At 67.6% G+C, this 21236-nt stretch carries 23 protein-coding genes; 18 read left to right on the forward strand and 5 right to left on the reverse strand.

All coding sequences use genetic code 11. The features are described from left to right. Positions 1-115 precede the first annotated feature (115 nt). Both mshA and ACFWUP_RS10730 read left to right on the forward strand, forming a co-directional pair. Positions 116-1474, forward strand: a complete 1359-nt coding sequence (mshA, locus tag ACFWUP_RS10725) for a D-inositol-3-phosphate glycosyltransferase (protein WP_379233305.1) — start codon at positions 116-118, stop codon at positions 1472-1474. Continuing rightward, entirely contained in the window at positions 1471-1965 is a 495-nt protein-coding gene (locus tag ACFWUP_RS10730) for a YbjN domain-containing protein (RefSeq protein ID WP_379232953.1), read from the forward strand. The genes mshA and ACFWUP_RS10730 overlap by 4 nt, the downstream gene beginning before the upstream one ends. 49 nt (positions 1966-2014) lie before the next feature. Here ACFWUP_RS10730 and ACFWUP_RS10735 read toward each other — a convergent pair whose 3' ends face one another. After that, a complete protein-coding gene (locus tag ACFWUP_RS10735; protein WP_379232955.1) occupies positions 2015-3190 on the reverse strand; it encodes a lipase family protein in 1176 nt (391 codons plus the stop codon). 186 nt (positions 3191-3376) lie between these two features. Between ACFWUP_RS10735 and ACFWUP_RS10740 the strand changes: the two genes are divergently transcribed. From ACFWUP_RS10740 to ACFWUP_RS10755, 4 genes are all read left to right on the forward strand, one after another. After that, positions 3377-4270, forward strand: a complete 894-nt coding sequence (locus ACFWUP_RS10740) for an ROK family protein (protein WP_379232957.1) — start codon at positions 3377-3379, stop codon at positions 4268-4270. Positions 4271-4382: 112 nt separating this feature from the next. After that, positions 4383-4559, forward strand: coding sequence for a hypothetical protein (locus ACFWUP_RS10745; RefSeq protein WP_379232959.1), 177 nt, complete (start codon positions 4383-4385; stop codon positions 4557-4559). A gap of 26 nt (positions 4560-4585) precedes the next feature. Further along, positions 4586-5323: a phosphoglyceromutase gene (locus tag ACFWUP_RS10750; RefSeq protein WP_379232960.1), complete on the forward strand. Its 738-nt coding sequence runs from the start codon at positions 4586-4588 to the stop codon at positions 5321-5323. A gap of 209 nt (positions 5324-5532) precedes the next feature. Continuing rightward, positions 5533-5880 carry a DoxX family protein gene (locus tag ACFWUP_RS10755; RefSeq protein WP_379232962.1) on the forward strand — a complete coding sequence of 116 codons (348 nt, stop codon included), beginning with the start codon at positions 5533-5535 and terminating at the stop codon, positions 5878-5880. A 105-nt stretch (positions 5881-5985) separates the two neighbouring features. Here ACFWUP_RS10755 and ACFWUP_RS10760 read toward each other — a convergent pair whose 3' ends face one another. After that, positions 5986-6702: an NADPH-dependent F420 reductase gene (locus ACFWUP_RS10760; RefSeq protein ID WP_379232964.1), complete on the reverse strand. Its 717-nt coding sequence runs from the start codon at positions 6700-6702 to the stop codon at positions 5986-5988. Between the two features lie 105 nt (positions 6703-6807). Between ACFWUP_RS10760 and ACFWUP_RS10765 the strand changes: the two genes are divergently transcribed. The 3 genes from ACFWUP_RS10765 (at position 6808) to ACFWUP_RS10775 (ending at position 9237) form a co-directional block, all read left to right on the forward strand. Next, positions 6808-7182 carry a winged helix-turn-helix transcriptional regulator gene (locus tag ACFWUP_RS10765; RefSeq protein ID WP_379232966.1) on the forward strand — a complete coding sequence of 125 codons (375 nt, stop codon included), beginning with the start codon at positions 6808-6810 and terminating at the stop codon, positions 7180-7182. Positions 7183-7312: 130 nt separating this feature from the next. Next, positions 7313-8551, forward strand: a complete 1239-nt coding sequence (locus ACFWUP_RS10770) for a sensor histidine kinase (RefSeq protein WP_379232968.1) — start codon at positions 7313-7315, stop codon at positions 8549-8551. After that, entirely contained in the window at positions 8548-9237 is a 690-nt protein-coding gene (locus ACFWUP_RS10775; protein ID WP_056814516.1) for a response regulator transcription factor, read from the forward strand. Before ACFWUP_RS10770 ends, ACFWUP_RS10775 begins: the two co-directional genes overlap by 4 nt. A gap of 57 nt (positions 9238-9294) precedes the next feature. Here ACFWUP_RS10775 and ACFWUP_RS10780 read toward each other — a convergent pair whose 3' ends face one another. Both ACFWUP_RS10780 and ACFWUP_RS10785 read right to left on the reverse strand, forming a co-directional pair. Next, complete coding sequence (locus ACFWUP_RS10780) at positions 9295-9624, reverse strand: hypothetical protein (RefSeq protein WP_379232970.1); 330 nt, start codon at positions 9622-9624, stop codon at positions 9295-9297. Between the two features lie 70 nt (positions 9625-9694). Beyond that, positions 9695-10519, reverse strand: coding sequence for a hypothetical protein (locus ACFWUP_RS10785; RefSeq protein WP_379233307.1), 825 nt, complete (start codon positions 10517-10519; stop codon positions 9695-9697). 119 nt (positions 10520-10638) lie between these two features. On the opposite strand from ACFWUP_RS10785, the gene ACFWUP_RS10790 reads away from it, so the two are divergent. The 9 genes from ACFWUP_RS10790 to ACFWUP_RS10830 all read left to right on the forward strand — a co-directional run bounded on the left by ACFWUP_RS10790 (position 10639) and on the right by ACFWUP_RS10830 (position 20191). Further along, positions 10639-11625 (forward strand): hypothetical protein, encoded by a 987-nt coding sequence (locus tag ACFWUP_RS10790; protein ID WP_379232972.1) that lies wholly within the window; start codon positions 10639-10641, stop codon positions 11623-11625. Positions 11626-11854: 229 nt separating this feature from the next. Further along, on the forward strand, positions 11855-13981 hold the full coding sequence (locus ACFWUP_RS10795) for a hypothetical protein (protein ID WP_379232974.1): 2127 nt from the start codon (positions 11855-11857) through the stop codon (positions 13979-13981). Between the two features lie 16 nt (positions 13982-13997). Beyond that, the gene (locus ACFWUP_RS10800; RefSeq protein ID WP_379232976.1) at positions 13998-14882 is read left to right on the forward strand and encodes a sugar phosphate isomerase/epimerase family protein; all 885 of its coding nucleotides are present in this window, start codon (positions 13998-14000) and stop codon (positions 14880-14882) included. A 596-nt stretch (positions 14883-15478) separates the two neighbouring features. After that, positions 15479-16342, forward strand: coding sequence for a thioesterase family protein (locus tag ACFWUP_RS10805; RefSeq protein WP_379232978.1), 864 nt, complete (start codon positions 15479-15481; stop codon positions 16340-16342). 28 nt (positions 16343-16370) lie between these two features. Then, a complete protein-coding gene (proC, locus tag ACFWUP_RS10810) occupies positions 16371-17189 on the forward strand; it encodes a pyrroline-5-carboxylate reductase (RefSeq protein WP_379232980.1) in 819 nt (272 codons plus the stop codon). Positions 17190-17333: 144 nt separating this feature from the next. Continuing rightward, on the forward strand, positions 17334-17615 hold the full coding sequence (locus tag ACFWUP_RS10815; protein WP_378902047.1) for a helix-turn-helix domain-containing protein: 282 nt from the start codon (positions 17334-17336) through the stop codon (positions 17613-17615). Positions 17616-17803: 188 nt separating this feature from the next. Beyond that, a complete protein-coding gene (locus tag ACFWUP_RS10820) occupies positions 17804-17905 on the forward strand; it encodes a 30S ribosomal protein bS22 (RefSeq protein WP_003402602.1) in 102 nt (33 codons plus the stop codon). A 238-nt stretch (positions 17906-18143) separates the two neighbouring features. Then, positions 18144-19178, forward strand: coding sequence for an NAD-dependent epimerase/dehydratase family protein (locus ACFWUP_RS10825; RefSeq protein WP_379232982.1), 1035 nt, complete (start codon positions 18144-18146; stop codon positions 19176-19178). Further along, complete coding sequence (locus ACFWUP_RS10830; protein WP_379232984.1) at positions 19175-20191, forward strand: lysophospholipid acyltransferase family protein; 1017 nt, start codon at positions 19175-19177, stop codon at positions 20189-20191. Before ACFWUP_RS10825 ends, ACFWUP_RS10830 begins: the two co-directional genes overlap by 4 nt. Here the strand turns inward: ACFWUP_RS10830 and ACFWUP_RS10835 are convergent, their stop codons facing one another. After that, complete coding sequence (locus ACFWUP_RS10835; protein ID WP_379232986.1) at positions 20192-21217, reverse strand: HAD family hydrolase; 1026 nt, start codon at positions 21215-21217, stop codon at positions 20192-20194. Between the last annotated feature and the right edge of the window lie 19 nt (positions 21218-21236).

Genomic DNA, 21236 nt, shown 5'->3' on the forward strand with positions numbered 1-21236 from the left:
CCGCCGGATCGGGCAGTCTCGACGCTGACGAGTACGTGAACTCACACGCGTTTGAGCTGTGACAGCCGTCACCGAACCCGGTAGGGGCAACGGTGGCGGCGTCGCGGCGTGCACACTGGAGGGTGTGAGCCAGCGTCGTCCCGATCTTCTGCCCCATCGCATCGCGGTGCTGTCGGTGCATACCTCGCCCCTGGCGCAGCCCGGCACCGGGGACGCGGGTGGGATGAACGTCTACGTGCTGCAAACCGCGCTCGAGCTGGCCAAACGTGGTACCGAGGTGGAGATCTTCACCCGCGCTACCTCCTCGGAACTGCCGCCGGTCGCCGAAGCCGGCCCGGGCGTGATCGTGCGTCATGTGGTCGCCGGACCGTTCGAGGGACTCGACAAGCACGAGCTGCCCACCCAACTGTGCCCGTTCACCGCCGAGGTGCTGCGCCAGGAAGCCCGGCACCTGCCCGGCCACTACGACCTCGTGCACTCGCACTACTGGCTGTCCGGTCAGGTCGGCTGGCTCACGCGCGATCGTTGGCGGGTGCCGCTGGTGCACACCGCGCACACTCTCGCGGCGGTGAAGAACGCCGCGCTCGCCGACGGTGACACCCCCGAACCCGAGACCAGGGTGATCGGGGAGAAGCAGGTGATCGCCGAGTCCGACCGGCTGGTCGCCAATACCGGTGACGAAGCGCGGCAGCTCGTCGACCTCTACTGCGCCTCGCCCGACCGCATCGACGTCGTTCCCCCCGGCGCCGACCTGACCCGCTACCGGCCCGGTGACAAGCGCGCCGCGCGTGCCGAACTCGGGTTGCGCGCCGACGAGCAGATCGTGGCGTTCGTCGGCCGCATCCAGCCACTCAAGGCCCCCGACGTACTCGTGCGCGCCGCGGCCGAGCTGCTGCGCCGCGACCCGAATCGCAAGCTGCGCGTGCTGATCGTGGGCGGGCCGTCCGGTACCGGGCTGGCCAGGCCCGACGCGCTGATCGAACTGGCCGCCGACCTCGGCATCGCCGAACAGGTCACCTTCCTGCCGCCGCAACCTGCCGACAGGCTCGTCCAGGTCTATCGCGCGGCCGACGTGGTGGCCGTGCCCAGCTACAACGAATCCTTCGGCCTGGTCGCCATCGAGGCGCAGGCCAGCGGGACGCCCGTGCTCGCCGCCGACGTGGGCGGTCTCGGCACCGCGGTCCGCAATCACGAATCCGGGCTGCTGGTACCTGGCCATCGCACCCCCGACTGGGCCGATGCCCTGGCCGCCCTGCTCGACGATCCCGACCGGCTCACCCGCATGGGCGCCACCGCCGTCGAGCACGCGAGCCGGTTCTCCTGGGCGCACACCGCCGACGGCCTGCTCGACAGCTACGCTGCCGCGATGGCCGGATTCCGCGCCGAACGCGGTCCCATCGCCCTGCACGCGGGCGAGACCAGACAGGCCAGATCGCGGGCGCTGTTGCGGCGCCGGACAGGAGTGCGCAGGTGAGCGCAGTTTCGCAGGTCATCGACGACACGCTGCGCGATCGCGAGATCGAATACACCCGCCACGGCGACGACACGTTCATCGTCGTGCTGCCGGGTGAGCGCAAGCTGAAGACGACCGTGATGCTGACCGTCGGCAAGCACGGGGTTCGCATCGAATCGTTCGTCTGCCGCAAGCCCGACGAGAATTTCGAAGGCGTCTACAAATATCTGCTGCGGCGCAACCGCCGGCTCTACGGCGTGGCCTACACCCTCGACAATGTCGGCGACATCTACCTGGTCGGCCGGATGTCGGCCGAATCGGTTACCGCTGACGAACTCGACCGGATCTTCGGTCAAATCCTCGAAGCCGTCGACAACGACTTCAACATCCTGCTCGAGCTCGGTTTCGCCGAATCCATTCGCAAGGAATGGAAGTGGCGGGTCTCGCGGGGTGAGTCGCTGAAGAACCTGCGCGCCTTCGAGCACCTCATCGACGAGGCCGACAAGTCCTGAAACAGATGATGCCGGACAGGAGAGTTCCTGTCCGGCATCATTTCTCGGTTCAGCAGTTCGTCGGCACCGGTTCACCGCGGAAGCGGGCCTCGACATAGTTCCAGGCATCGGGGAAGCCCGCCACCGCGGCGGTCATGTGCTCGGAGATCTCGACCGTGTTCAACTGCACCGGCGAACCCGACTTGCACCAGTGCGCGACGGTCTGGGCGACCGGCTCGTACGGGGTGAGGATGTCGTACTTGCCCTGCCAGATGTAGGTGGGTGCGGTCGGCGCGCCCTTGAAGTGCACCAGGCTGTTCTCGCGCAGCACGCCGCGGGCCACCTCGCTGGTCATCAACTCGCGTGAGGCCGCCATCTGGTCGGCGTTGCGCAGGATGCCGTGGAACAGCAGGAAGCGGCGGCAGGCGTCCTTGGTGAACTCCCGGAACCACAGACCCTCAGGATTGAGCTGATCCGAGATCGGCAGCTCCTTCGGGTACTCGCGCTCCATGCCCATCGCCGCGGCGAAGGCAAGACCGAACCCGGGGTGCGGCGAGAAACCCAGTGCGTCGGCCATCATCTCGAGGTCGGCGGGGATACCGCCGGACACCACGGCCGCCAGCTTCAGCTCCGGTGCGTAGGTGGGCTGCAACGCGCCCGCCCACGCGGTGGCCATGCCGCCGCCGGAGTAACCGGCGATCGCGACCGGCGAGTTACCGACGCCGAGCTCGGCGACCTTCTGCACGGCCCGCACGCTGTCGAGGGTGACCATGCCGCTGAGCTTGGCCGCACCGTAGGCCACCGTCGGGCCGAGGTAATCGGGGAACGAGATCGCCCAGCCACGCGCCAGCGGCAACATCGCGCCCGGCGCGTCCTGTAGCTCGCCGTTGAACAGCGACTGCGACGGGTTGCAGCGGGTACCGATCGAGTTGATCAGCGCCTGGTACGACACCAGCGGCGGGTTCTTCACGCCGACCGGCATGAGCACGGTGGTGACGCCCATGATCGCGTTGCCCGCGGAGTTGGTGGAGCGGAACGCCACCTGGTGGCCCTCGGTACCGGGGTACATCCACGTGTTGATGTGCCGGGTCCGCACCACATCGCCGGGCGCCAGCGCGCCGATGTTCGCGGGCGCGGTGAAGAACGGGTCCGGATCAGGCGTTGGATACAGCGGGTTCGCACCCACCGGAGCGGCGAACAAGCCCACTGTGAGCAGACTCAACACCAAAACAGCTATTTTCGACACAGCTTTCCTTCATCAACAGTAGTGCTGCCCAACCAAATGACCCGACCCGTGCAGAAGTATCTAACGAAAAGCTGTGATTTGTACCGACCAGTAGTCAAAGTGTCGCGTGCCACATGTTGTGATAATTCACATCGAGCTCGGCACCATGGGTGACGGTTCGGCCCGACGCGGTAGGCAGGAGTGGTGATGACGGTGCTCGCGCTCGACATCGGGGCGACGAAATTCGCGGCGGGAGTTGTGGATCCGCACTACGCGCTGCAGGGGGTGCGGCGGGTGGTCGCCGCCTCGGACGATCCGTGGTCGGCGTGCCGGGACCTTCTGGTCACTGTGGCAGGTGACAACGAGGTCAGCGCGGTCGGGATCGGGTCGGCGGGGCCGGTCGATGTGCCCGCCGGAGTGATCAGGCCGTTGAACCTCGCGGCGTGGCGTGACGGGTTCCCGATCGTCGAACACGTGCGGGCGCTGTTCCCTGACGCGGTGGTGCGGTTGGCGATCGACGGCGTGTGTCTGGTGCTGGCCGAGCACCGGGTCGGCGGGTTGCGCGGGGTGGACAACGGGCTGGCGTTGACGGTGTCGTCGGGGGTCGGTGGGGGGATCATCGCCGACGGGCGAGTTGTGGTGGGACGCACGGGAAACGCCGGACACATCGGGCACATCGTGGTGCCCGGCGACGACACCGCTTGTCCCTGCGGGGGATTCGGGTGTGTGGAAGCGGTGGCGAGTGGGATGTCGTCGGTGCGGTGGGCGCGGGCGCGCGGCTGGGAAGGGGACAACGGGGTGGAGCTCGCCGCGGCGGCGCACGATGGTGACCCGATCGCGCTCGCCGCATTGGCTCGCGCGGGAACCGCTCTCGGCCAGGCGATTTCATCGGCGGCCGCGCTCCTGGATGTGGACCGGGTGGTGATCAGCGGTGGGTTCGCGCATTCGGGGGAGCCACTGTGGGGGCCGTTGCGTGCCGCCGTCGCCAGGCATTCGCGGCTCGATTTCATTCGGGAACTGACGGTCGAACTCTCGACACTGAGCGAGGGGGCGACGCTGGTGGGGGCCGGAGTGCTCGCGGTCGACGCTCTGTCGAATTAGCGGCTGGCGCCGCGGGTTACGGGCCCCTGGTCGCAACCAGGGCGCCAAAGACTTCCGATGTCTTCGGCCGCGTTCGCTCGGAGTGGACCGCGGCGGGCGTAGCCTCGAGCAGGTGGCTACCGACTACGTGCCGGGCGATGTCGTCCATATTCCGGAGGGTCCGTTCCAAGGGGTGTGCGCCGTAGTGCGCGAAGTCGACTCGGTGGCGTCGCGATTACAGGTCGACGCGCTGGTCAAAGGCGGACCCTACGAGCTGAACATCGGCTTCGACGAGGTCGAGTGGGCCTGACATCGCCGTGATGTCAGAATGACCCTATGACCTACACCCTCGTGCTGCTGCGCCACGGCGAGAGCGAATGGAACGCCCTCAACCTGTTCACCGGCTGGGTGGACGTGCAACTCACCGACAAGGGCATCGCCGAGGGTAAACGGGCCGGTGAGCTGCTCAAAGAAGCAGGCATCCTGCCCGACATCGTCTACACCTCGCTGCTGCGCCGCGCCATCAGCACCGCCGACAACGCGCTCGGCACCGCCGACCGGCTGTGGATCCCGGTCGTGCGCGACTGGCGCCTCAACGAACGCCACTACGGCGACCTGCAGGGCAAGAACAAGGAGCAGGTCCGCGAGCAGTACGGCCAGGAGCAGTTCATGCTGTGGCGTCGCAGCTACGACACCCCGCCGCCGCCGATCCAGCCCGACAACCCGTACAGCCAGGAAGGCGACCCGCGCTACGCGGGCATCGAGGTCCCCAAGACCGAATGCCTGAAGGACGTTGTCGCCCGGATGGTCCCGTACTGGGAAGACGCCATCGCGCCCGAACTGCGCACCGGCAAGACCGTGCTGGTCGCCGCGCACGGTAACTCGCTGCGCGCGCTGGTCAAGCACCTCGACGGCATCTCCGACGAGGACATCTCCGGCCTGAACATCCCCACCGGTATCCCGCTGGTCTACGAACTGGACGAGAACATGCGCCCGGTGAAGCCCGCCGAGTACCTGGACCCGGCCGCCGCCGCTGCCGGCGCCGCCGCGGTCGCCAACCAGGGCGGCAAGTAACCCGTCAGCCTTTTCGGCCCCACACCGCGCGAACGGTGTGGGGCCGTTTTGCGCTGCTGGACGCGTTTCGCCGGCGACGCGGCGTCGATCTGATGGTGGTGCGACCACGATCCACAGGTCGGCCCGGCCGTGATGTCACACTCGCGTCGGCTGTGTCGTCACCTGGAGTAGACGCCGCGAAAAACGCGGCCGCCGAAGGAGTTACGCACATGCACACCGCCTACGTCATCGTCACTGTCGTCGCCGCACTGTGGGTCGGGTTCTCGGCGTTCTCACTGTTGCGCCGGGCCCCGTTCGTGGTGGAACCCCTGGTGGCTTACGGCGTCCCGCAGACCTGGTGGACGCCGCTGGGCATCGCCAAGGCGCTCGGGTCTGTCGGGCTGCTGATCGGCTTGTTCGTCCCGGTGATCGGGGTTGCCGCGGCCATCGGCCTGATCCTCTACTTCGCGGGCGCCGTGGTGACGGTCCTGCGGGCCCGGTCGTACAAAACCGTCGCCTTCCCGGTGCTGTACCTGGCCCCGGTCGCAGTGGCACTGGGCCTCGGCCTCGCGGCGTGAACTGCGGTCCATCCAGCCCGGCGTAATCGCCCACTTCGCCGCCGAACAATCAGAAAACTGATTCTCGAGCGTCGTTTTGTACGATTACGCCGGGCTGATCGCCGTTCAGGCGTCGGCTACGGCGAAGGCGGCCGACAGCGGGGGCAGCATGGAGCGGGCGTCGCTGCCTGCGAACCAGAGGCCGACGGTGAACACCGACGTGGCCTCCAGATATTTGGCTCGATGCAGTCCGCCTGCCGGGAAGGCTTGCAGGGCAAGGTCTTCGGCGAGGTGGGCGACAGTTCGGATGGCTTCGGGATCGTCGCCGCAGATCGGGACGGCCAGGCGCACACCGTCGAAGACTCGATCGGTGCCCGCCCAGACCTCGGCCGCGAGCAGGTTGAAAGCCTTGACCACGTGGGCTTTCGGTGCGCTGGCCGCGATCCGCTCGGCCACCGCGTCCTCGCTCAGGACGAACGCGGTGACGCCGTCGGGGGCGGATTCGTCGGGGAGGAAGGCATTGGTGCAATCGATGACGATCTTTCCGGCCAGATCATGTGTGCTGAGCAGTTCGGTGAGAGCACTCACCGGCACCGCGAGCAGCACCACCTCGGCGAAGGCGATTGCTTCGTCGATGGTCGTCGCGTGCACGTCGACCGGGGTGGGCGTTCCGTTCGAGTCGACCTTCCGGTGAGCTCCGCCGTGTCCCGCGTTGATCTCGGACGCGAGCGCCCGCCCCGAGTCGATCGAGCGGGCGCCGATCCGCACCTCGTGACCGGCCGCGGTCCAGCCACCGCCCAAGGCCGCCGCCATCGCGCCCGCGCCGATGATTCCGATTCGCATGTGAACTCCTGTCGCAGTGTCGAGCCGGGTGGCATCGACCACATCGACGCTAGAAAGGCCGAAAGGCACCTGCGGGTGCCTTTCGGCGGTGGCACGCTGGAACACGTGACCACCGCGGCGCAGTTCCCGCCCTACGGCGACTTCGAGGCCGACTGTCCCGCGCGGATGGCCGTGGATCTGTTCGCGAATTCGTGGCTGCCGGTGGTGGTGTACCTGCTGCGCGATGGTCCGCAACGTCACAGCGAACTTCTCGCCGGCGCGGGTGGGATCAGTCAGAAGATGTTGACTCAGACGTTGCGGCGGATGGAGAAGATGACGCTCGTACGCAGGCGGCGGTACGCCGAGGCACCGCCACGGGTCGAATACGAACTCACCGAAGCGGGGCGCGATCTGCTCGTTCCCATTTATGCGCTCGGTGCATGGGTCGACCGGCACGGGGCCGCGGTGACCACCGCGATGTACGGCGAACCGCCCGGCTGACACGCCCGGCGGAGGCCAAGGTGCCTGCCGGGTGAACGGCAAGAGAACGCCGTGCCAAGTGCCTGTGACCTGCGCGAAACTTCGTCGACCCGGCGACGTTATGTCGGTCTGTGCTCGTACGATCAATCATGTGAGTGTTCCGCAGGCAGTGCTGTTGGCAGTCCTCGCGGCTGTCGTCGGACTGGCAGTCGGTGGCCTGCTGATCCCGTTCGTCACCGCAAGGCAGGCCGCCCGGACCCAGGAAGACACCGGGCTGACGATGTCGCAGGTGCTCGATCTGATCGTGCTCGCGTCCGAGTCCGGCATCGCCGTGGTGGACGAATACCGCGATGTGGTGCTGGTCAACCCGCGTGCCGAGGAACTCGGGCTGGTCCGTAACCGGTTGCTCGACGAACGCGCGTGGGCCGCCGTGGAGAAGGTGCTCGCGACCGGCGAATCCGCCGAATACGACCTCACCGCCAAGAACCCGCTACCCGGTCGCGGCCGGATCGCTGTGCGTGGTGTGGCCCGCAAACTCTCCCGCGAGGAAACCAGCTTCGTCGTGCTGTTCGCCGACGACGATTCCGAGCAGGCCCGCATGGAAGCCACGCGGCGCGACTTCGTGGCGAACGTCAGCCACGAACTCAAGACGCCCGTCGGCGCGATGAGCCTGCTGGCCGAGGCCATGCTGGAATCGGCCGACGATCCCGAGGCCGTGCGCCACTTCGGTTCCCGCGTGCTCGGTGAGTCGCGGCGCCTGGGCAAGATGGTGACCGAGCTGATCGCGCTGTCGCGACTGCAGGGCGCCGAGAAACTGCCCGACCTGGCCGTGGTCGACGTCGACACGGTGGTGCAGCAGGCGGTCGACCGCTCGCGCACCGCCGCCGAGGCCGCGGGCATCACCGTCAGCACCGACCGGCCGAGTGGGCTGGAAGTGCTCGGTGACGAAACGTTGCTGGTGACCGCGCTGTCGAACCTGGTGGAGAACGCGATCGCGTACTCGCCACAGGGTTCGCACGTGTCGGTGAGCCGGTCGCTGCGCGGCGATCATGTCGCGATGGCGGTCACCGATCGTGGCATCGGGATCGCCAAGGAAGACCAGGAACGGGTGTTCGAGCGGTTCTTCCGCTCCGACAAGGCCCGCTCCCGCTCGACCGGCGGCACCGGGCTCGGCTTGGCCATCGTCAAACACGTGGCGGCCAACCACAACGGCGAGATCACCCTGTGGAGCAAACTGGGCACCGGTTCGACGTTCACGCTGCGCATCCCCGCCCATCTGGAAACCGATGGGGACGAGGACGTGGAACAGACGCCGGAGCTCACCACAAGAGAAACCAACGTCGCGCGCACTCTCGCGGGACGAACGAACGGTGTGGAGGCACGCAGATGACGAGTGTGTTGATCGTCGAAGACGAGGATTCGCTGGCCGAGCCGCTGGCGTTCCTGCTTCGCAAGGAAGGCTTCGACGTCACCGTCGTCGGCGACGGCCCGTCCGCGCTGGCCGAATTCGACCGCTCCGGCGCCGATATCGTGCTACTCGACCTGATGTTGCCCGGCATGAGCGGCACCGATGTGTGCAAGCAGTTGCGTACGCGCAGCGGCGTGCCGGTGATCATGGTGACCGCGCGTGACAGCGAGATCGACAAGGTCGTCGGGTTGGAACTGGGCGCCGACGACTACGTCACCAAGCCGTACTCGGCGCGCGAGCTGATCGCGCGCATCCGGGCCGTGCTGCGTCGCGGTGCCGGCGACGAGCTGGACTCCGGCAGCGAGAACGGTGTGCTCGAGGCGGGTCCGGTGCGGATGGATGTGGATCGCCACACCGTGCACGTCAACGGTGGCCAGGTCACGTTGCCGCTCAAGGAGTTCGACCTGCTCGAATACCTGCTGCGCAACTCCGGCCGGGTGCTCACCCGTGGCCAGCTGATCGACCGGGTCTGGGGCGCCGACTACGTGGGCGACACCAAGACCCTCGACGTCCACGTCAAGCGCCTGCGCTCGAAGATCGAAGCCGACCCCGCCAAGCCGGAACACCTGGTGACCGTGCGCGGCCTGGGCTACAAGCTCGAAGCCTAGAAACGAACGAACCCGGCATCACGTGATGCCGGGTTCTGTCGTGTGGTGCGACCGTGCTCAGATCACGCTCCATGCGGCGCCGAGCGGGGTCTCGATCTTCTTCAGGGACACCACGTCCACGCCGTCGAACTGCTTGCAGTCGTAGATCGGCACGTCGGCGCCGTTGCCACGGCAGCCGATGGGGGACGACGTGCCCACCGTGGAGATGATGATGTACTTGCCGTTCTTGGCCGCATCGATCGCGGCCGGGTCGTTGTAGTTCACGAAGTCGGCCGTGAAGTCCGCGTACGCGGCCGGGTCGCCGTTCGGTTCGGCGTTGGCAAGGCCGGTCATGGTGAGGGTCGCGCCGATCGCGAGGGTCGCGGCGTAGATCGCTTTCTTGGACATGGTCAGCTATCCAACCCGAGTTCGGTGACAGTTGCACGACCTACAGGTGAACCACATGGTTACGAGGCTTTCACTCCGCGTGATTCGAACTGTGAGCTTCGGGATTCATCCGCTCGGCTTCGACGGTCGCCGGATGCACCGCCACCAGGCCGAGACCCTCGCGACGGCGGCAGTGCCGGGAGAGTTCCTCGTAGGCGGGCGCACCGAGCAGCTCACGCAACTCCGGGCCGTAGGACTGCCAGACCGGCTTCGCGCCGACGTGGGCGTCCGGAGAACCGGTGCAATACCAGTCCAGATCCAGGCCGCCCGGCCCCCAGCCGCGCCGGTCGTATTCGGTGACCACGGTGCGCAGGATCTGCACGCCGTCGGGACGTTCCACCCAGTCCTGGGTGCGCCGGATCGGCAGCTGCCAGCACACGTCCGGCTTGACCTCGAGTGGCTCGATGCCCTTGCGCACCGCCATGATGTGCAGCGAACAGCCGGGGCCCGCCGCGAAACCGGGGCGGTTGAGGAAGATGCACGCACCCTCGAAACGGCGGGTGCGCAGGGCCGGTTCGTCCTCTAGCTCGTCGAGTTCGAGGTAACCCTTCTTGACGACCTTGCCGTTCTCGGTGGCCTCGTCCAGGTTCTGCCAGTCATCGGCTGTGAGCATCTTCACAGCGGCTGCCAGGCGCTTGCGATCGTCCTTGTCGGACAGGAAAGCGCCGTGCGAACAGCAGCCGTCGTCGGGGCGGTCGGCGATGATGCCTTGGCAGGCAGGCGTGCCGAACACGCACGACCAGCGCGACAGCAGCCACGTCAGATCGGCGACGATCTGGTGCTCGTCGTTTGCTGGGTCGGTGAACTCGATCCACTCACGCGGGAAATCGAGCTCGACTTCTGGGGTCGGATCGATCTTTCCCCCAGGTCGGAGCCCGGTCTCCGCGGTGCCAGCTGCGCCTTCGGTCACAACTCGTGACGCTAACAGTTCAGTCGCCTGGCCTGTTGTACCGGATCACCAAGTACCGTATTCGTGTGCGGCTAGGTGTTCTCGATGTCGGAAGCAATACCGTCCATCTGCTCGTGGTGGACGCGCATCGTGGTGGCCACCCGATGCCCATGAGCTCGTCGAAGTCGGCTTTGCGGCTGTCGGAGAGCATGGACTCGATGGGCCGGATCACCGAGGAGGGTGAGGCGCGGCTGATCGCGACCATCCTCGAATTCGCTGATCTGGCACGCAATTCCAAGTGCGTGGAGCTGATGCCGTTCGCCACCTCGGCGCTGCGGGAAGCGACCAATTCCGAGGACGTGCTCGCCCGTGTGCGAGCCACGACCGGGGTCGATCTGCAGGTGCTCTCCGGCGACGACGAGGCCCGGCTCACGTTCCTCGCGGTGCGTCGCTGGTTCGGGTGGAGCGCGGGCCGGATCATCAATCTCGACATCGGCGGCGGCTCGCTCGAGCTGTCCAACGGTGGCGACGAGGAACCCGACGTGGCGCTGTCGCTGCAACTCGGCGCGGGCAGACTCACCCGCGAATGGCTGCGCGACGACCCGCCGGGCAAGCGCAAGATCGCGGTCCTGCGCGACTGGCTCGACGCCGAACTCGTGGCGCCGTCCAAGACGATCATCGACGCGGGCCGCCCCGATCTTGCCGTCGGCACCTCCAAGACATTCCGTTCGCTGGCCCGGCTGACCGGATCCGCACCCTCGGCCGCGGGCCCACGGGTGCGCCGTACACTGACCAGCTCCAGTCTGCGCCAGCTGATCGCGTTCATCTCCCGGATGACCGCCTCCGACCGCGCGGAACTGGAAGGCGTGAGTTCGGACCGGTCCCAGCAATTGGTGGCAGGCGCATTGGTCGCGGAGGCGAGTATGCGGGCGTTGTCGCTCGACAGCATCGAAATCTGTCCATGGGCGCTGCGCGAAGGCCTCATCTTGCGCAAACTGGATGCCGAGCCCAATGGAGGCGGACCGGTCGGTGTGCCGCCGGTGACACCAGTCGCGGAAGTGGAGTCGGCATGAGCGGTCAGCGCCCGGAGGCGGTAGCGGAGCGTAACCACGCAGGGCGCCCGAGCATGCCGGAGGGAAGCAGCATGAGCGGTCAGCGCCCGGAGGCGGTAGCGGAGCGTAACCACGCAGGGCGCCCGAGCATGCCGGAGGGAAACAGCATGAGCATTGTTGGTGTTGCTGGGTCGAAGGCGGTGGCTCGCGGCAGTTCGCGGGGCAGTAGAGCGTGCCGGAGGGACGCAGTATGAGTGGCGAGGATTCCAAACAGCTGTCGGTGGCCGAGTTGCTGGCTCGAAACGCCGCGCAAGGCGCCGCACCCGCGGCTTCCGGCGGTGGCGGACGACGTCGGCGCAGCGGACGCGGAGTCTCGGTCAACGACCTGACCGGCGAGAACGCGGCCGTGAAGCCCAATTCGCACGCCGCGCCCGCACCGGAACCCCCGCCCGCCTACGTGCCGACCTACGCGCCGGAACCGGCGTACGAACCGCCCGCGAGCTATCAGCCCGCGCCCTACCCGCCGCCCGGACCGGCCGAGCCCGCGTTCTCGCCGATGTCGGGGCCCATCACTCGATTCGACCCCGACGCGGGTAACTCCGATCCGCTCGGTCTCGGCGAACAGCGACCGGCGTCGGATCCGTTCGGGCCCTTCCGCGCCGAAGCACGCGACACCACCACACGTGGTGGGCGCGTTCCCAGTCGACTCGGTGCTCCCGGTGGTCCCGCCCAGCCTGTCGATCCCGGTATCGCCGAGATGTTCGGTTCCGGTGCGCTGCCCGCTGTCGGCGGCGGCAGACGCCATCGGCCGGAGGAACCAGAGGCCACGGCGTATCCCGAGCCGCCGAAGCCGCCGCCGGTCACCGGTGGGCGCGCGGCGCGCAGGCGGGCCGCCGAAGCCGCGGAAGAAGCTGTTGAGCCGAGCCCCGCGCCTCGGCCGTCGTTCGACGCGCCGCTGTACGAGGCGGGTATCGACGCGCCGCAGGCGTTCATGGGTCGTCCGGGGCAGTCGCGTGGGTTGGCCGATCTTCCCGAGATCGGTCCCGGGTTCGGCGAGCAGCCGAGCTTCGACCCCCGGCCCGCGCCAGGCTTCAACGGCCGACCGGGCGAGTCTTTCGACGGCAGGCCCGCATCGGGCTTCAACGGGCGCCCTGGTGAGTTTTTCGACGGTCAGCCCGCCGATGGACGACCGGGCCTTGATTCCGCGCGAGGGTTCAACGGAGCGGGGCGTAACGGTGCGCCGGGGTTCAACGCGCCGGGTTCGAACGGACATCCCGCGCCGGGTAGTGGCGACGCTGTTCCCGGGTTCAATGGTCAGTCCGCGCCAGGTCGTGGGGACGCTCCCGGATTCAGCGGGGGTGCTGCTTCCAACGGGTATTCGCCCAATGCGGATGCGACACAGGCTTACAACCTCGCGCCGGGTGTGGATGCTCCGCCTGCCCGCGGTGGCGATCAGCGACCCTCGCTCGATCGGCGACGCGGTCAGCCGAAGTCCGGTGGGCTGCCGTCGTGGTCGGCGCGTAGGCACCGGCCGGACAAGGGTGCGTCCGCGCCGGAGAGTGGAGGTTTTCCGACGGCCGCTTGGTCGCCGGTCAGCCAGGAACAGCCGCTGGTTGCCGGGCAGTCGGTGGCCGGGGATCTGCTGCGGCAGCGGGCCGATCACGATTCCGACGCGCACACCGAGGTGCACCGCCTCGGCGTCGGCAAGACCGAGGACGAGGACACCGACGACTACGCCGAGTCCGATTACGTCGACCGCGATTACGTCGACAACGACTACTCCGATGCCGACTACGCCGAATCCGATTACGACGACGCGGCTTTCGACGACGACTACGACGACGACTACGAACCGAAGCCGACCAGAGCGGGCAGGCGCGCTGCGACCAAGGCCGCCGCGTCGAAGCTGACCAGCCGGGCCAAGTCGAAAATGTCGCGCCGCGCGGACTCGAAGACCGCGAGCCGCGCCGAGTCGAAGGGTCGTGCCGGGTCGAAGCCCGCGAGTCTCGCGGAGTCGCGAGCAGCGAGCCGGAAGGCGGGCAATCGGGCCGGTGGATCGATGGCGGGCCGGGCCGCGCGCGTGTCGAGCATGGCGCGCGGCAACGACGACAACGACAACCGCCGCCAGTGGATGATTCTCGGTGCGCAGAGTGTCGGCGCGGCGATCGCCGGAATGTTGCTGTTCAAGGGTTTCGAGACGCTGTGGGAGTCGATGGCGTTGGTGGCGCTGGCGCTGGCCACGGTCGTGATCCTGGGTCTGGTCGCACTGGTCCGCATCCTGCGCCGCACCGACGACATCTTCAGCACTGTGATCGCCGTCGTCGTGGGCGTCTTCGTGACGCTGGGACCGCTAGCCTTTCTCCTCAGTACCAGCTGAATACAGGGAGTGGGCTGTGGGGAACGCACGAGCGGACATCGCGATCGGGTTGTCGACGGCCTCGGTGTATCCGGAGAACACGCAGGCGGCGTTCCGTTATGCCGCCGAATTGGGTTACGACGGTGTCGAATTGATGGTGTGGGCCGAACCGGCCAGCCAGGACATCGCGACCGTGCAGTCCTACGCCAAGCGCTACGGCGTGCCGGTGCTCGCCGTGCACGCGCCGTGTCTGCTGATCTCGCAACGGGTTTGGGGCGCCGACCCCGTGGCCAAGCTGGAACGTAGCGTGCGCACCGCCGAGGCGCTCGGCGCCGACACCGTGGTCGTGCACCCGCCGTTCCGCTGGCAACGCCGCTACGCCAGAGGTTTCGCCGATCAGGTCGGCGAGCTCGAGGCGCACCACCCGGTGAAGGTCGCCGTGGAGAACATGTTCCCGATGCGCGCCGACACCCTGTTCCGCGACGGCGCCGTCCGCAGGCTCGAACGCCGCGCAGGCCCCGGCCGCGCGGTGAGCGCCTTCAGCCCCTCCTACGACCCCACCGACACCGGCTTCGACCACTACACCCTCGACCTCTCCCACACCGCCACCGCCGGCACCGACGCCCTCGCCCTGGCCCGCCGAATGGGCGAGGGCCTGGTCCACCTCCACCTGGCAGACGGCCGAGGCGCCGCCCACGACGAACACCTGGTCCCCGGCGACGGCACCCAACCCTGCGCCCAACTCTGTGAACACTTGGTACACACCGGCTTCCGAGGCCACGCCGTAGCCGAGATCAACACCCAAAACGCCCGAACCACCACCGAACGCTCCGCCCAGTTGGCCCGCACCCTGGACTTCGCCCGCCGCCACCTAACCGGCGCCACCCCCGACCCCCAACCCCACCACGCCGACCTCCCGTAACGGAACGGATCGAGTCGGCAGGATGCGTTGGGCCCGGTGTCCACGTCCTGGGTCGGGTCGGCAGGATGCGTTGGGCCCGGTGTCCACGTCCTGGGTCGGGTCGGCAGGATGCGTTGCGCCCGGTGTCCACGTCCTGGGTCGGGTCGACAGGATGCGTAGCGACAGGTGTCCACATCCTGGGTCGGGTGGATGCGTAGCGACCATCGATGTCTACATCCTGGGTCGGGTAGGCGTGGATGTGTAAAGACCGATGTGTCCACAACCTGGGCCGGGTAATCCCCAGGAAGTCTCTACCAAAGGGGCCCGCCCCGATCTGGACTGACCGGAGGGTGCGACGAAGGAGTACCCGCAGGGAGGGAAGATCGGGGCACCGGAGGGCCCCGCTCGAGCGCGCCAGCGCTCCAAAAATACAGCAAGGCACAGCTACCCCGGGCCCGGTAAACCGCCAGCCAAAACCACCCGGGCCCGGTAAACCACCAGCCAAACCCACCCGACCCCAGCACACCCCTGCCTGTCACCACCCAGCGCGGAATACTTCCGACCCCACCACGCTTGTACGCTGTACGAACCGCTGTGCCCCCGACCAGGAGTGACCGATGACGCGAGAACTCGCGACCGACGCGCCGTTCAGCCAGGTCCTCGACCTGACCGAGCTCACCACCGATGCCGAAACCGGCCGCTACGCCGGCGTCATCGCCCCCACCTGGACCATTGGCCCCAAGGTCCACGGCGGCACCATGGTCGCGGCCACCGCCGCCGCGGCCACCCGCTGGCTCACCGAGGCCGACGAATCCCTCGCCCAGATGGCCCCCATCGCGGCCAGCACCGACTTCCTCGGCGCCCCGGATCCGGGCGAGGTCGAATACGCGGTGCACATCCGCAAGAAGGGCCGCCAGATCTGCCTGGCCGACGTCGACCTGATCCAGAACGGCCGCACCCTCGTGCGCACCGCGTTCACCTTCGGTCACCTGGATTCGACGGAAACCCGCTGGAGCGGCCCCGATACCGACATGGCCGCCGAGCCCGTCGACGAGGCGTTCCGCTACACCGAAGACTCCCCGATGGGCAAGATCGTGCACGTCAGCCAGGGTTCGCACATGGTGATCGACCCCACCTGGGGCGAATTCCTGCGCGGCGAGACCGGCCCGCCCCGGCTGCGGCTGTGGATCCGCCCCTTCGACGGTGACGAGGCCGACCCGCGCGCCCGCGCCGCCTTCGCCATGATGGCCGCCGACATCAGCCCGCCGGTGCCGATGAACCTCGGCCACTTCGGCTGGTCGCCGACCGTCCAGATGACCACCTACCTGCGCCGCATCCCCGCCCCCGGCTGGCTGCGCGTGATCGCCACCGCGCGTGAGGTCGGTGAGCGCATGTTCGACGAGGACCACCTGGTCATCGACTCCACCGGCGCCGTGGTCGCGCAGAGTCGTCAGCTGGCCTTGATCCCGGCGGCGCGCTGACCCCGACCGGCCAACTAACCTTGTCACCATGACGAGAATTGCGGTTATCGGTGGCGGTCGGATCGGTGAGGCTCTGGTGGCCGGATTGCTGGAATCCGGTAGGGCGACCAAGGATCTGGTTGTCGTCGAGCCGGTCGCCGCGCGCGCCGCGCAGCTCGCCGAGCGCTTCAAGATTCGGGTGAGCGGTTCGGTCGCCGACGCGGTCGAGGGCGCCGACATCGTGGTCATCGCGGTCAAGCCCGGCGTGGTCGACTCGGTGCTCACCGACCTGTCCAAGGCCGACCTCGACAACGGTCGCGATCAGGTGCTGGTCTCGCTGGCCGCCGGTGTCTCCACCTCGCGTCTCGAGTCGAAACTGCCTGCCGGTTATCCGGTCGTGCGCGTGATGTCGAACACTCCGATGCTGGTCGGACAGGGTATGTGCGTGCAGTCGCCCGGACGCTACGCCAAGCCCGAGCAGCTCGAGCAGGTCGGCGAGATGCTCGAAGCGGTCGGCAAAGTGGTGACCGTGCCCGAGGCGCAGATGGACGCGGTCACCGCGGTGTCCGGGTCGGGACCGGCGTATTTCTTCCTCGTCGTCGAGGCGATGATCGATGCCGGTGTCGGCCTCGGTCTCAGCCGCGAGGTGGCCAGCGAACTGGTGGTGCAGACCATGATCGGCTCGGCGGCCCTGCTGGACGAAACCGGCCAGAGCGCGGCCGAACTGCGCGCCGCGGTCACCTCGCCCGCGGGCACCACCGCCGCGGCACTGCGCGAACTCGAGCGCGGCGCGCTGCGCTCGACCTTCACCGAGGCGCTACACGCGGCCAAGCGGCGCTCCGCCGAACAGGGTGCAACGAACGAGTGACAAACGGGTACCCGGTTTGAAAACCGATTTCTCCCACCCGTCGCAGTAATCCCACTGGTCCCGCTAAGCTCGTAGAAGCACGTGCGTGTCTGTTCCGCTGGTGGGGAAGCCGGCGGCGCGGGCGTGCCGGAGGTCAATGGTGCCATGATGTCTGCGAACAGAATGTCAAGTAATCCATCGGCGTCGGGCGGTGGTTCGGGTTCGCCCGGGCCGCGGGTCGGCGCCACCCCGCAAACGGTGATCGGCGGTGGCACTCAGTTTCTCACCGTCGCCGAAGTCGCCGATCTCATGCGGGTGTCGAAAATGACGGTGTACCGGCTCGTGCACTCGGGTGAACTGCCCGCGGTGCGGGTCGGACGCTCGTTCCGGGTGCACGCGAAGGCGGTGCACGACTACCTGGAGACGTCGTACTTCGACGCCGGATGAGCTGGTCCGGCCAGGTATAAGGGCGGTTTCGTTGCTGCGAGGGTGTCCCGGTAGCATGGACAACTGGTTCGTGTCCGCCTGCCGGTGGCACCGTTCGTGGTGTCCGGTTGCCCCGGCGGCGCGGGCGCCAAACGACGCACGTGAAGACCGCGTGTGTATGCCGAGTAGAGAGAACGCGAGGAAACCCTATGGGTTCTGTGATCAAGAAGCGCCGCAAGCGTATGTCGAAGAAGAAGCACCGCAAGCTGCTTCGCCGCACGCGTGTTCAGCGGCGCAAACTCGGCAAGTAAGCCTGCGTGCCTGCGATGGGCCCGTCACCGTTTCGATGGTGGCGGGCTCTCGCTGTGAAATGACCAGGTTTGTGAATCTTGCTGTGTGCGAATACCTCGCCAGTGTTAAAAGCTTGTAGATCGTTACGGTGAGTGGCGCGAATGCGGCTACTCTGGTACGCGAAACACGATGAGCAGGGGGCTTTGAGTGGGGTCAGGTTCGAGTTCCGACACACGGGAACGACACGCGCCGAAGGTTGTGCTGGTCACTGGTGCCAGCCGCTTCTTCGGTGGCAACGTCGCGGCACGCTTGGCTGCCGAACCCGGCGTCGAACGTGTCATCGCGGTGGACACCGTCACCCCTAGCCGTGAGCTGCGCCGAAAAATGGGTAGTGCCGAGTTCGTGCGCGCCGATATCAGAAACCCGCTGATCCGCAAGGTCGTCGAGAACAACGACGTCGACACCGTCGTGCACGCGGCCGTGCTCACCCGTCCGCCCGCCGGTGGTGGTCGCGCGGTGATGAAGGACCTCAATGTGCTCGGCGCTATGCAATTGCTCGCCGTGTGTCAGAAGGCGCCGTCGGTGCGGCGTGTGGTCGTGCGCTCGTCGTCGGCGGTATACGGCTGCAGCGCCAAGGACCCGGCGAAATTCACCGAGGAAATGGGCGCGCGCACCCCGCCCGCGGGATGGTTCGCGCGCGACATGATCGATATCGAGGCGCTGGTGCGTGGCATGGCGCGGCGCAGGCCCGATATCTCCGCATCGATTCTGCGGTTCGCGCCGATCGTCGGTCCACGCCTGGCCGATCGTGGCGTGCAATATCTGCGTTCGCCGATCACCCCGACGGTGCTCGGTCGCGAAGCCCGCTTGCAATTGCTGCACGAGGAAGACGCGGTCGCGGTGCTCGTGCACGCGGCGCAGCGTGCGCACGGTGGCACGGTCAATGTCGCCGGTGACGGCGCGTTGGCCATGTCGCAGGCCATCCGCCGAGCCGGGCGCATCGTCGCGCCGGTTCCCTTTTTCGTCTTCCGCACCTTCGGCCGCTCGCTGATGGGCCCGATCATGCGCGGATTCAGTGGCGAACAACCCGACTATTTCTATTTCGGCTGCGGGCTCGACACCACCCGTATGCGTACCGAACTCGGTTTCACCCCACGCTGGACCACGATCCAGGCGTTCGATGACTTCATCGCGGGCGCAGCGTTGCGGCCCGTCTTCGATCCGGCTTGGATCGACGCCGCAGAACACAAACTGCTCGGCCTCATCGGGGCCGGTACAGGAGCGCGTACATGAACGAGGGAGCGAAAGTCATTCGTCTCGACGTGAATGTCGAGACCCGACAGCGACCGCAGACCCGGCGATGGCCGGATCAGCCGATGCAGGCGATGCCGGTCACCTCCCTCAGCGAGCGTCGGCCCGGCATGCCCGCGCTGCCCGCGAAGTCGCTCACCGACATCGTGCGCGATGCGGTCGGCGAGCAGATCGAGAAGACCGCGGAGTTCGCGCGCCGCAGGCTCACCGGCGACTACCAGGTGGACGAGTTCGGCTACGACCGGCACCTGCTCGAATCGGTCATCCTGCCCGCGCTGCGGCCGCTGTCGGACTACTGGTTCCGCGTCGAGGTCGCTGGCATCGAGAACATTCCCGCGGTCGGTGGCGCGCTGCTGGTCGCCAACCACGCGGGCACGGTGCCGATCGACGGGCTGATGCTGCAGCTGGCCGTGCACGACAAGCACCCGCAGCAGCGAGCACTGCGACTACTGGCCGCCGACCTCATCTTCGAGATGCCGCTGCTCGGCGCGCTGGCGCGCAAGGCCGGGCACACCCTCGCTTGCCATCCCGATGCCGAGCGGCTGTTGCGCTCCGGGCACATCGCGGGGGTGTTCCCGGAGGGGTTCAAGGGCGTCGGCAAGAACTACGCCGATCGGTACAAGCTGCAACGATTCGGGCGCGGCGGGTTCGTGTCGGCGGCGGTGCGGGCCGGGGTGCCGATCATTCCGGTGTCGATCGTCGGCTCGGAAGAGATCTACCCGAAGCTGGCCGATATCAAGCCGCTCGCTCGTCTGCTCGGGCTGCCGTATTTCCCGGTGACGCCGCTGTTCCCGCACCTGGGGCTGTTGGGTGCGGTGCCGATGCCGTCGAAGTGGTACATCGAGTTCGGTGAGCCGATCGCGACCACGGCGTTCGAGCCGGAAGAGGCCGATGACCCGATGACGATGTTCGATGTCACCGACCAGGTCCGCGAGACCATCCAGCAGACTCTCTACAAGCTGCTGGCCAAGCGCCGGAATGTGGTGCTCGGCTAGCTAGTGCTCGCGGTGGCGGGCGACGACCGCCGCCACCGCCCCACCTGCCGCGCCGAGTGCCAGTGCAGTGGGGACGCCGATCTTGGCTGCTTTGCGGCCGGTGCGGAAATCGCGGATTTCCCAGCCTCGGTTCTTCGCTACTTCGCGCAGGTCGGAGTCGGGGTTGATGGCGACGGCGGTGCCGACCAGTGACAACATGGGAACGTCGTTGTGGCTGTCGGAGTAGGCGGTGCAGCGCTTGAGGTTGAGGCCTTCGCGGACGGCGAGGGTGCGCACGGCGTGTGCCTTGCCGAGGCCGTGCAGGATGTCGCCGACCAGGCGGCCGGTGAACTTGCCGTCGACACTTTCGGCGACCGTGCCGAGCGCGCCGGTGAGGCCGAGGCGTTTGGCGATCACATTCGCCAGTTCGACCGGGGTGGCCGTGACCAGCCAGACCTGTTGGCCGGCGTCGAGGTGCATCTGGGCGAGTGCGCGGGTGCCGGGCCAGATCTTGTCGGCGATGATCTCGTCGTAGATTTCCTCGCCGAGCGCGGCGAGTTCGGCGGTGGGGCGGCCCGCGATGAAGCTGAGCGCCTTCTCCCGGCCCGAGACCATGTCCGACGAATTCTCTTTACCGGTGACCCGGAACTTCACCTGCTTCCAGGCGACATCGACCAGGTCGGAGGTCTTGAAGTACTTGCGCGCGGCCAATCCTCGGGCGAAGTGCACGATCGAGGCACCCTGCACGAGGGTGTTGTCGACATCGAAGAACGCCGCCGCGGTGAGGTCGCGGGGGACCTCGGGGCCGTCGTCGGTGCCCTGCTCGGCGAGCTCGGCATCGTGGAGCTCGAGCGCGGCGTCGGCGCTGGCCTCACCGGCCAGATTGGCGCGCAGCTCTTCTTCGCTCGGCCCGAACGGGCTGCGCGGCAGCCGTGCGAACTGTTCCTGCAGTTCCTGACCGAGGCGGCTCGGTTGCCACCGCGCAGGGAACTCCCCGAATCGCCCTGCGACGAATCCGGACCTAGTCACCTTCGAACGTTCCGGCACCAGTACCCTCCGCTAGTCG

The sequence above is a fragment of the Nocardia sp. NPDC058658 genome, from assembly GCF_042716665.1.
Classification (GTDB): Bacteria; Actinomycetota; Actinomycetes; order Mycobacteriales; family Mycobacteriaceae; genus Nocardia.

What these genes read in the sequence shown, in the direction of transcription:
- ACFWUP_RS10820 (WP_003402602.1), top strand. Translation starts at nt 17,804, where the DNA reads ATGGGTTCTGTGATCAAGAAGCGCCGCAAGCGTATGTCGAAGAAGAAG.
- ACFWUP_RS10805 (WP_379232978.1), top strand. Translation starts at nt 15,479, where the DNA reads ATGACGCGAGAACTCGCGACCGACGCGCCGTTCAGCCAGGTCCTCGAC.
- proC (WP_379232980.1), top strand. Translation starts at nt 16,371, where the DNA reads ATGACGAGAATTGCGGTTATCGGTGGCGGTCGGATCGGTGAGGCTCTG.
- ACFWUP_RS10740 (WP_379232957.1), top strand. Translation starts at nt 3,377, where the DNA reads ATGACGGTGCTCGCGCTCGACATCGGGGCGACGAAATTCGCGGCGGGA.
- ACFWUP_RS10775 (WP_056814516.1), top strand. Translation starts at nt 8,548, where the DNA reads ATGACGAGTGTGTTGATCGTCGAAGACGAGGATTCGCTGGCCGAGCCG.
- ACFWUP_RS10750 (WP_379232960.1), top strand. Translation starts at nt 4,586, where the DNA reads ATGACCTACACCCTCGTGCTGCTGCGCCACGGCGAGAGCGAATGGAAC.
- ACFWUP_RS10830 (WP_379232984.1), top strand. Translation starts at nt 19,175, where the DNA reads ATGAACGAGGGAGCGAAAGTCATTCGTCTCGACGTGAATGTCGAGACC.
- ACFWUP_RS10815 (WP_378902047.1), top strand. Translation starts at nt 17,334, where the DNA reads ATGATGTCTGCGAACAGAATGTCAAGTAATCCATCGGCGTCGGGCGGT.
- ACFWUP_RS10795 (WP_379232974.1), top strand. Translation starts at nt 11,855, where the DNA reads ATGAGTGGCGAGGATTCCAAACAGCTGTCGGTGGCCGAGTTGCTGGCT.
- ACFWUP_RS10760 (WP_379232964.1), bottom strand. Translation starts at nt 6,702, where the DNA reads ATGCGAATCGGAATCATCGGCGCGGGCGCGATGGCGGCGGCCTTGGGC.
- ACFWUP_RS10780 (WP_379232970.1), bottom strand. Translation starts at nt 9,624, where the DNA reads ATGTCCAAGAAAGCGATCTACGCCGCGACCCTCGCGATCGGCGCGACC.
- ACFWUP_RS10755 (WP_379232962.1), top strand. Translation starts at nt 5,533, where the DNA reads ATGCACACCGCCTACGTCATCGTCACTGTCGTCGCCGCACTGTGGGTC.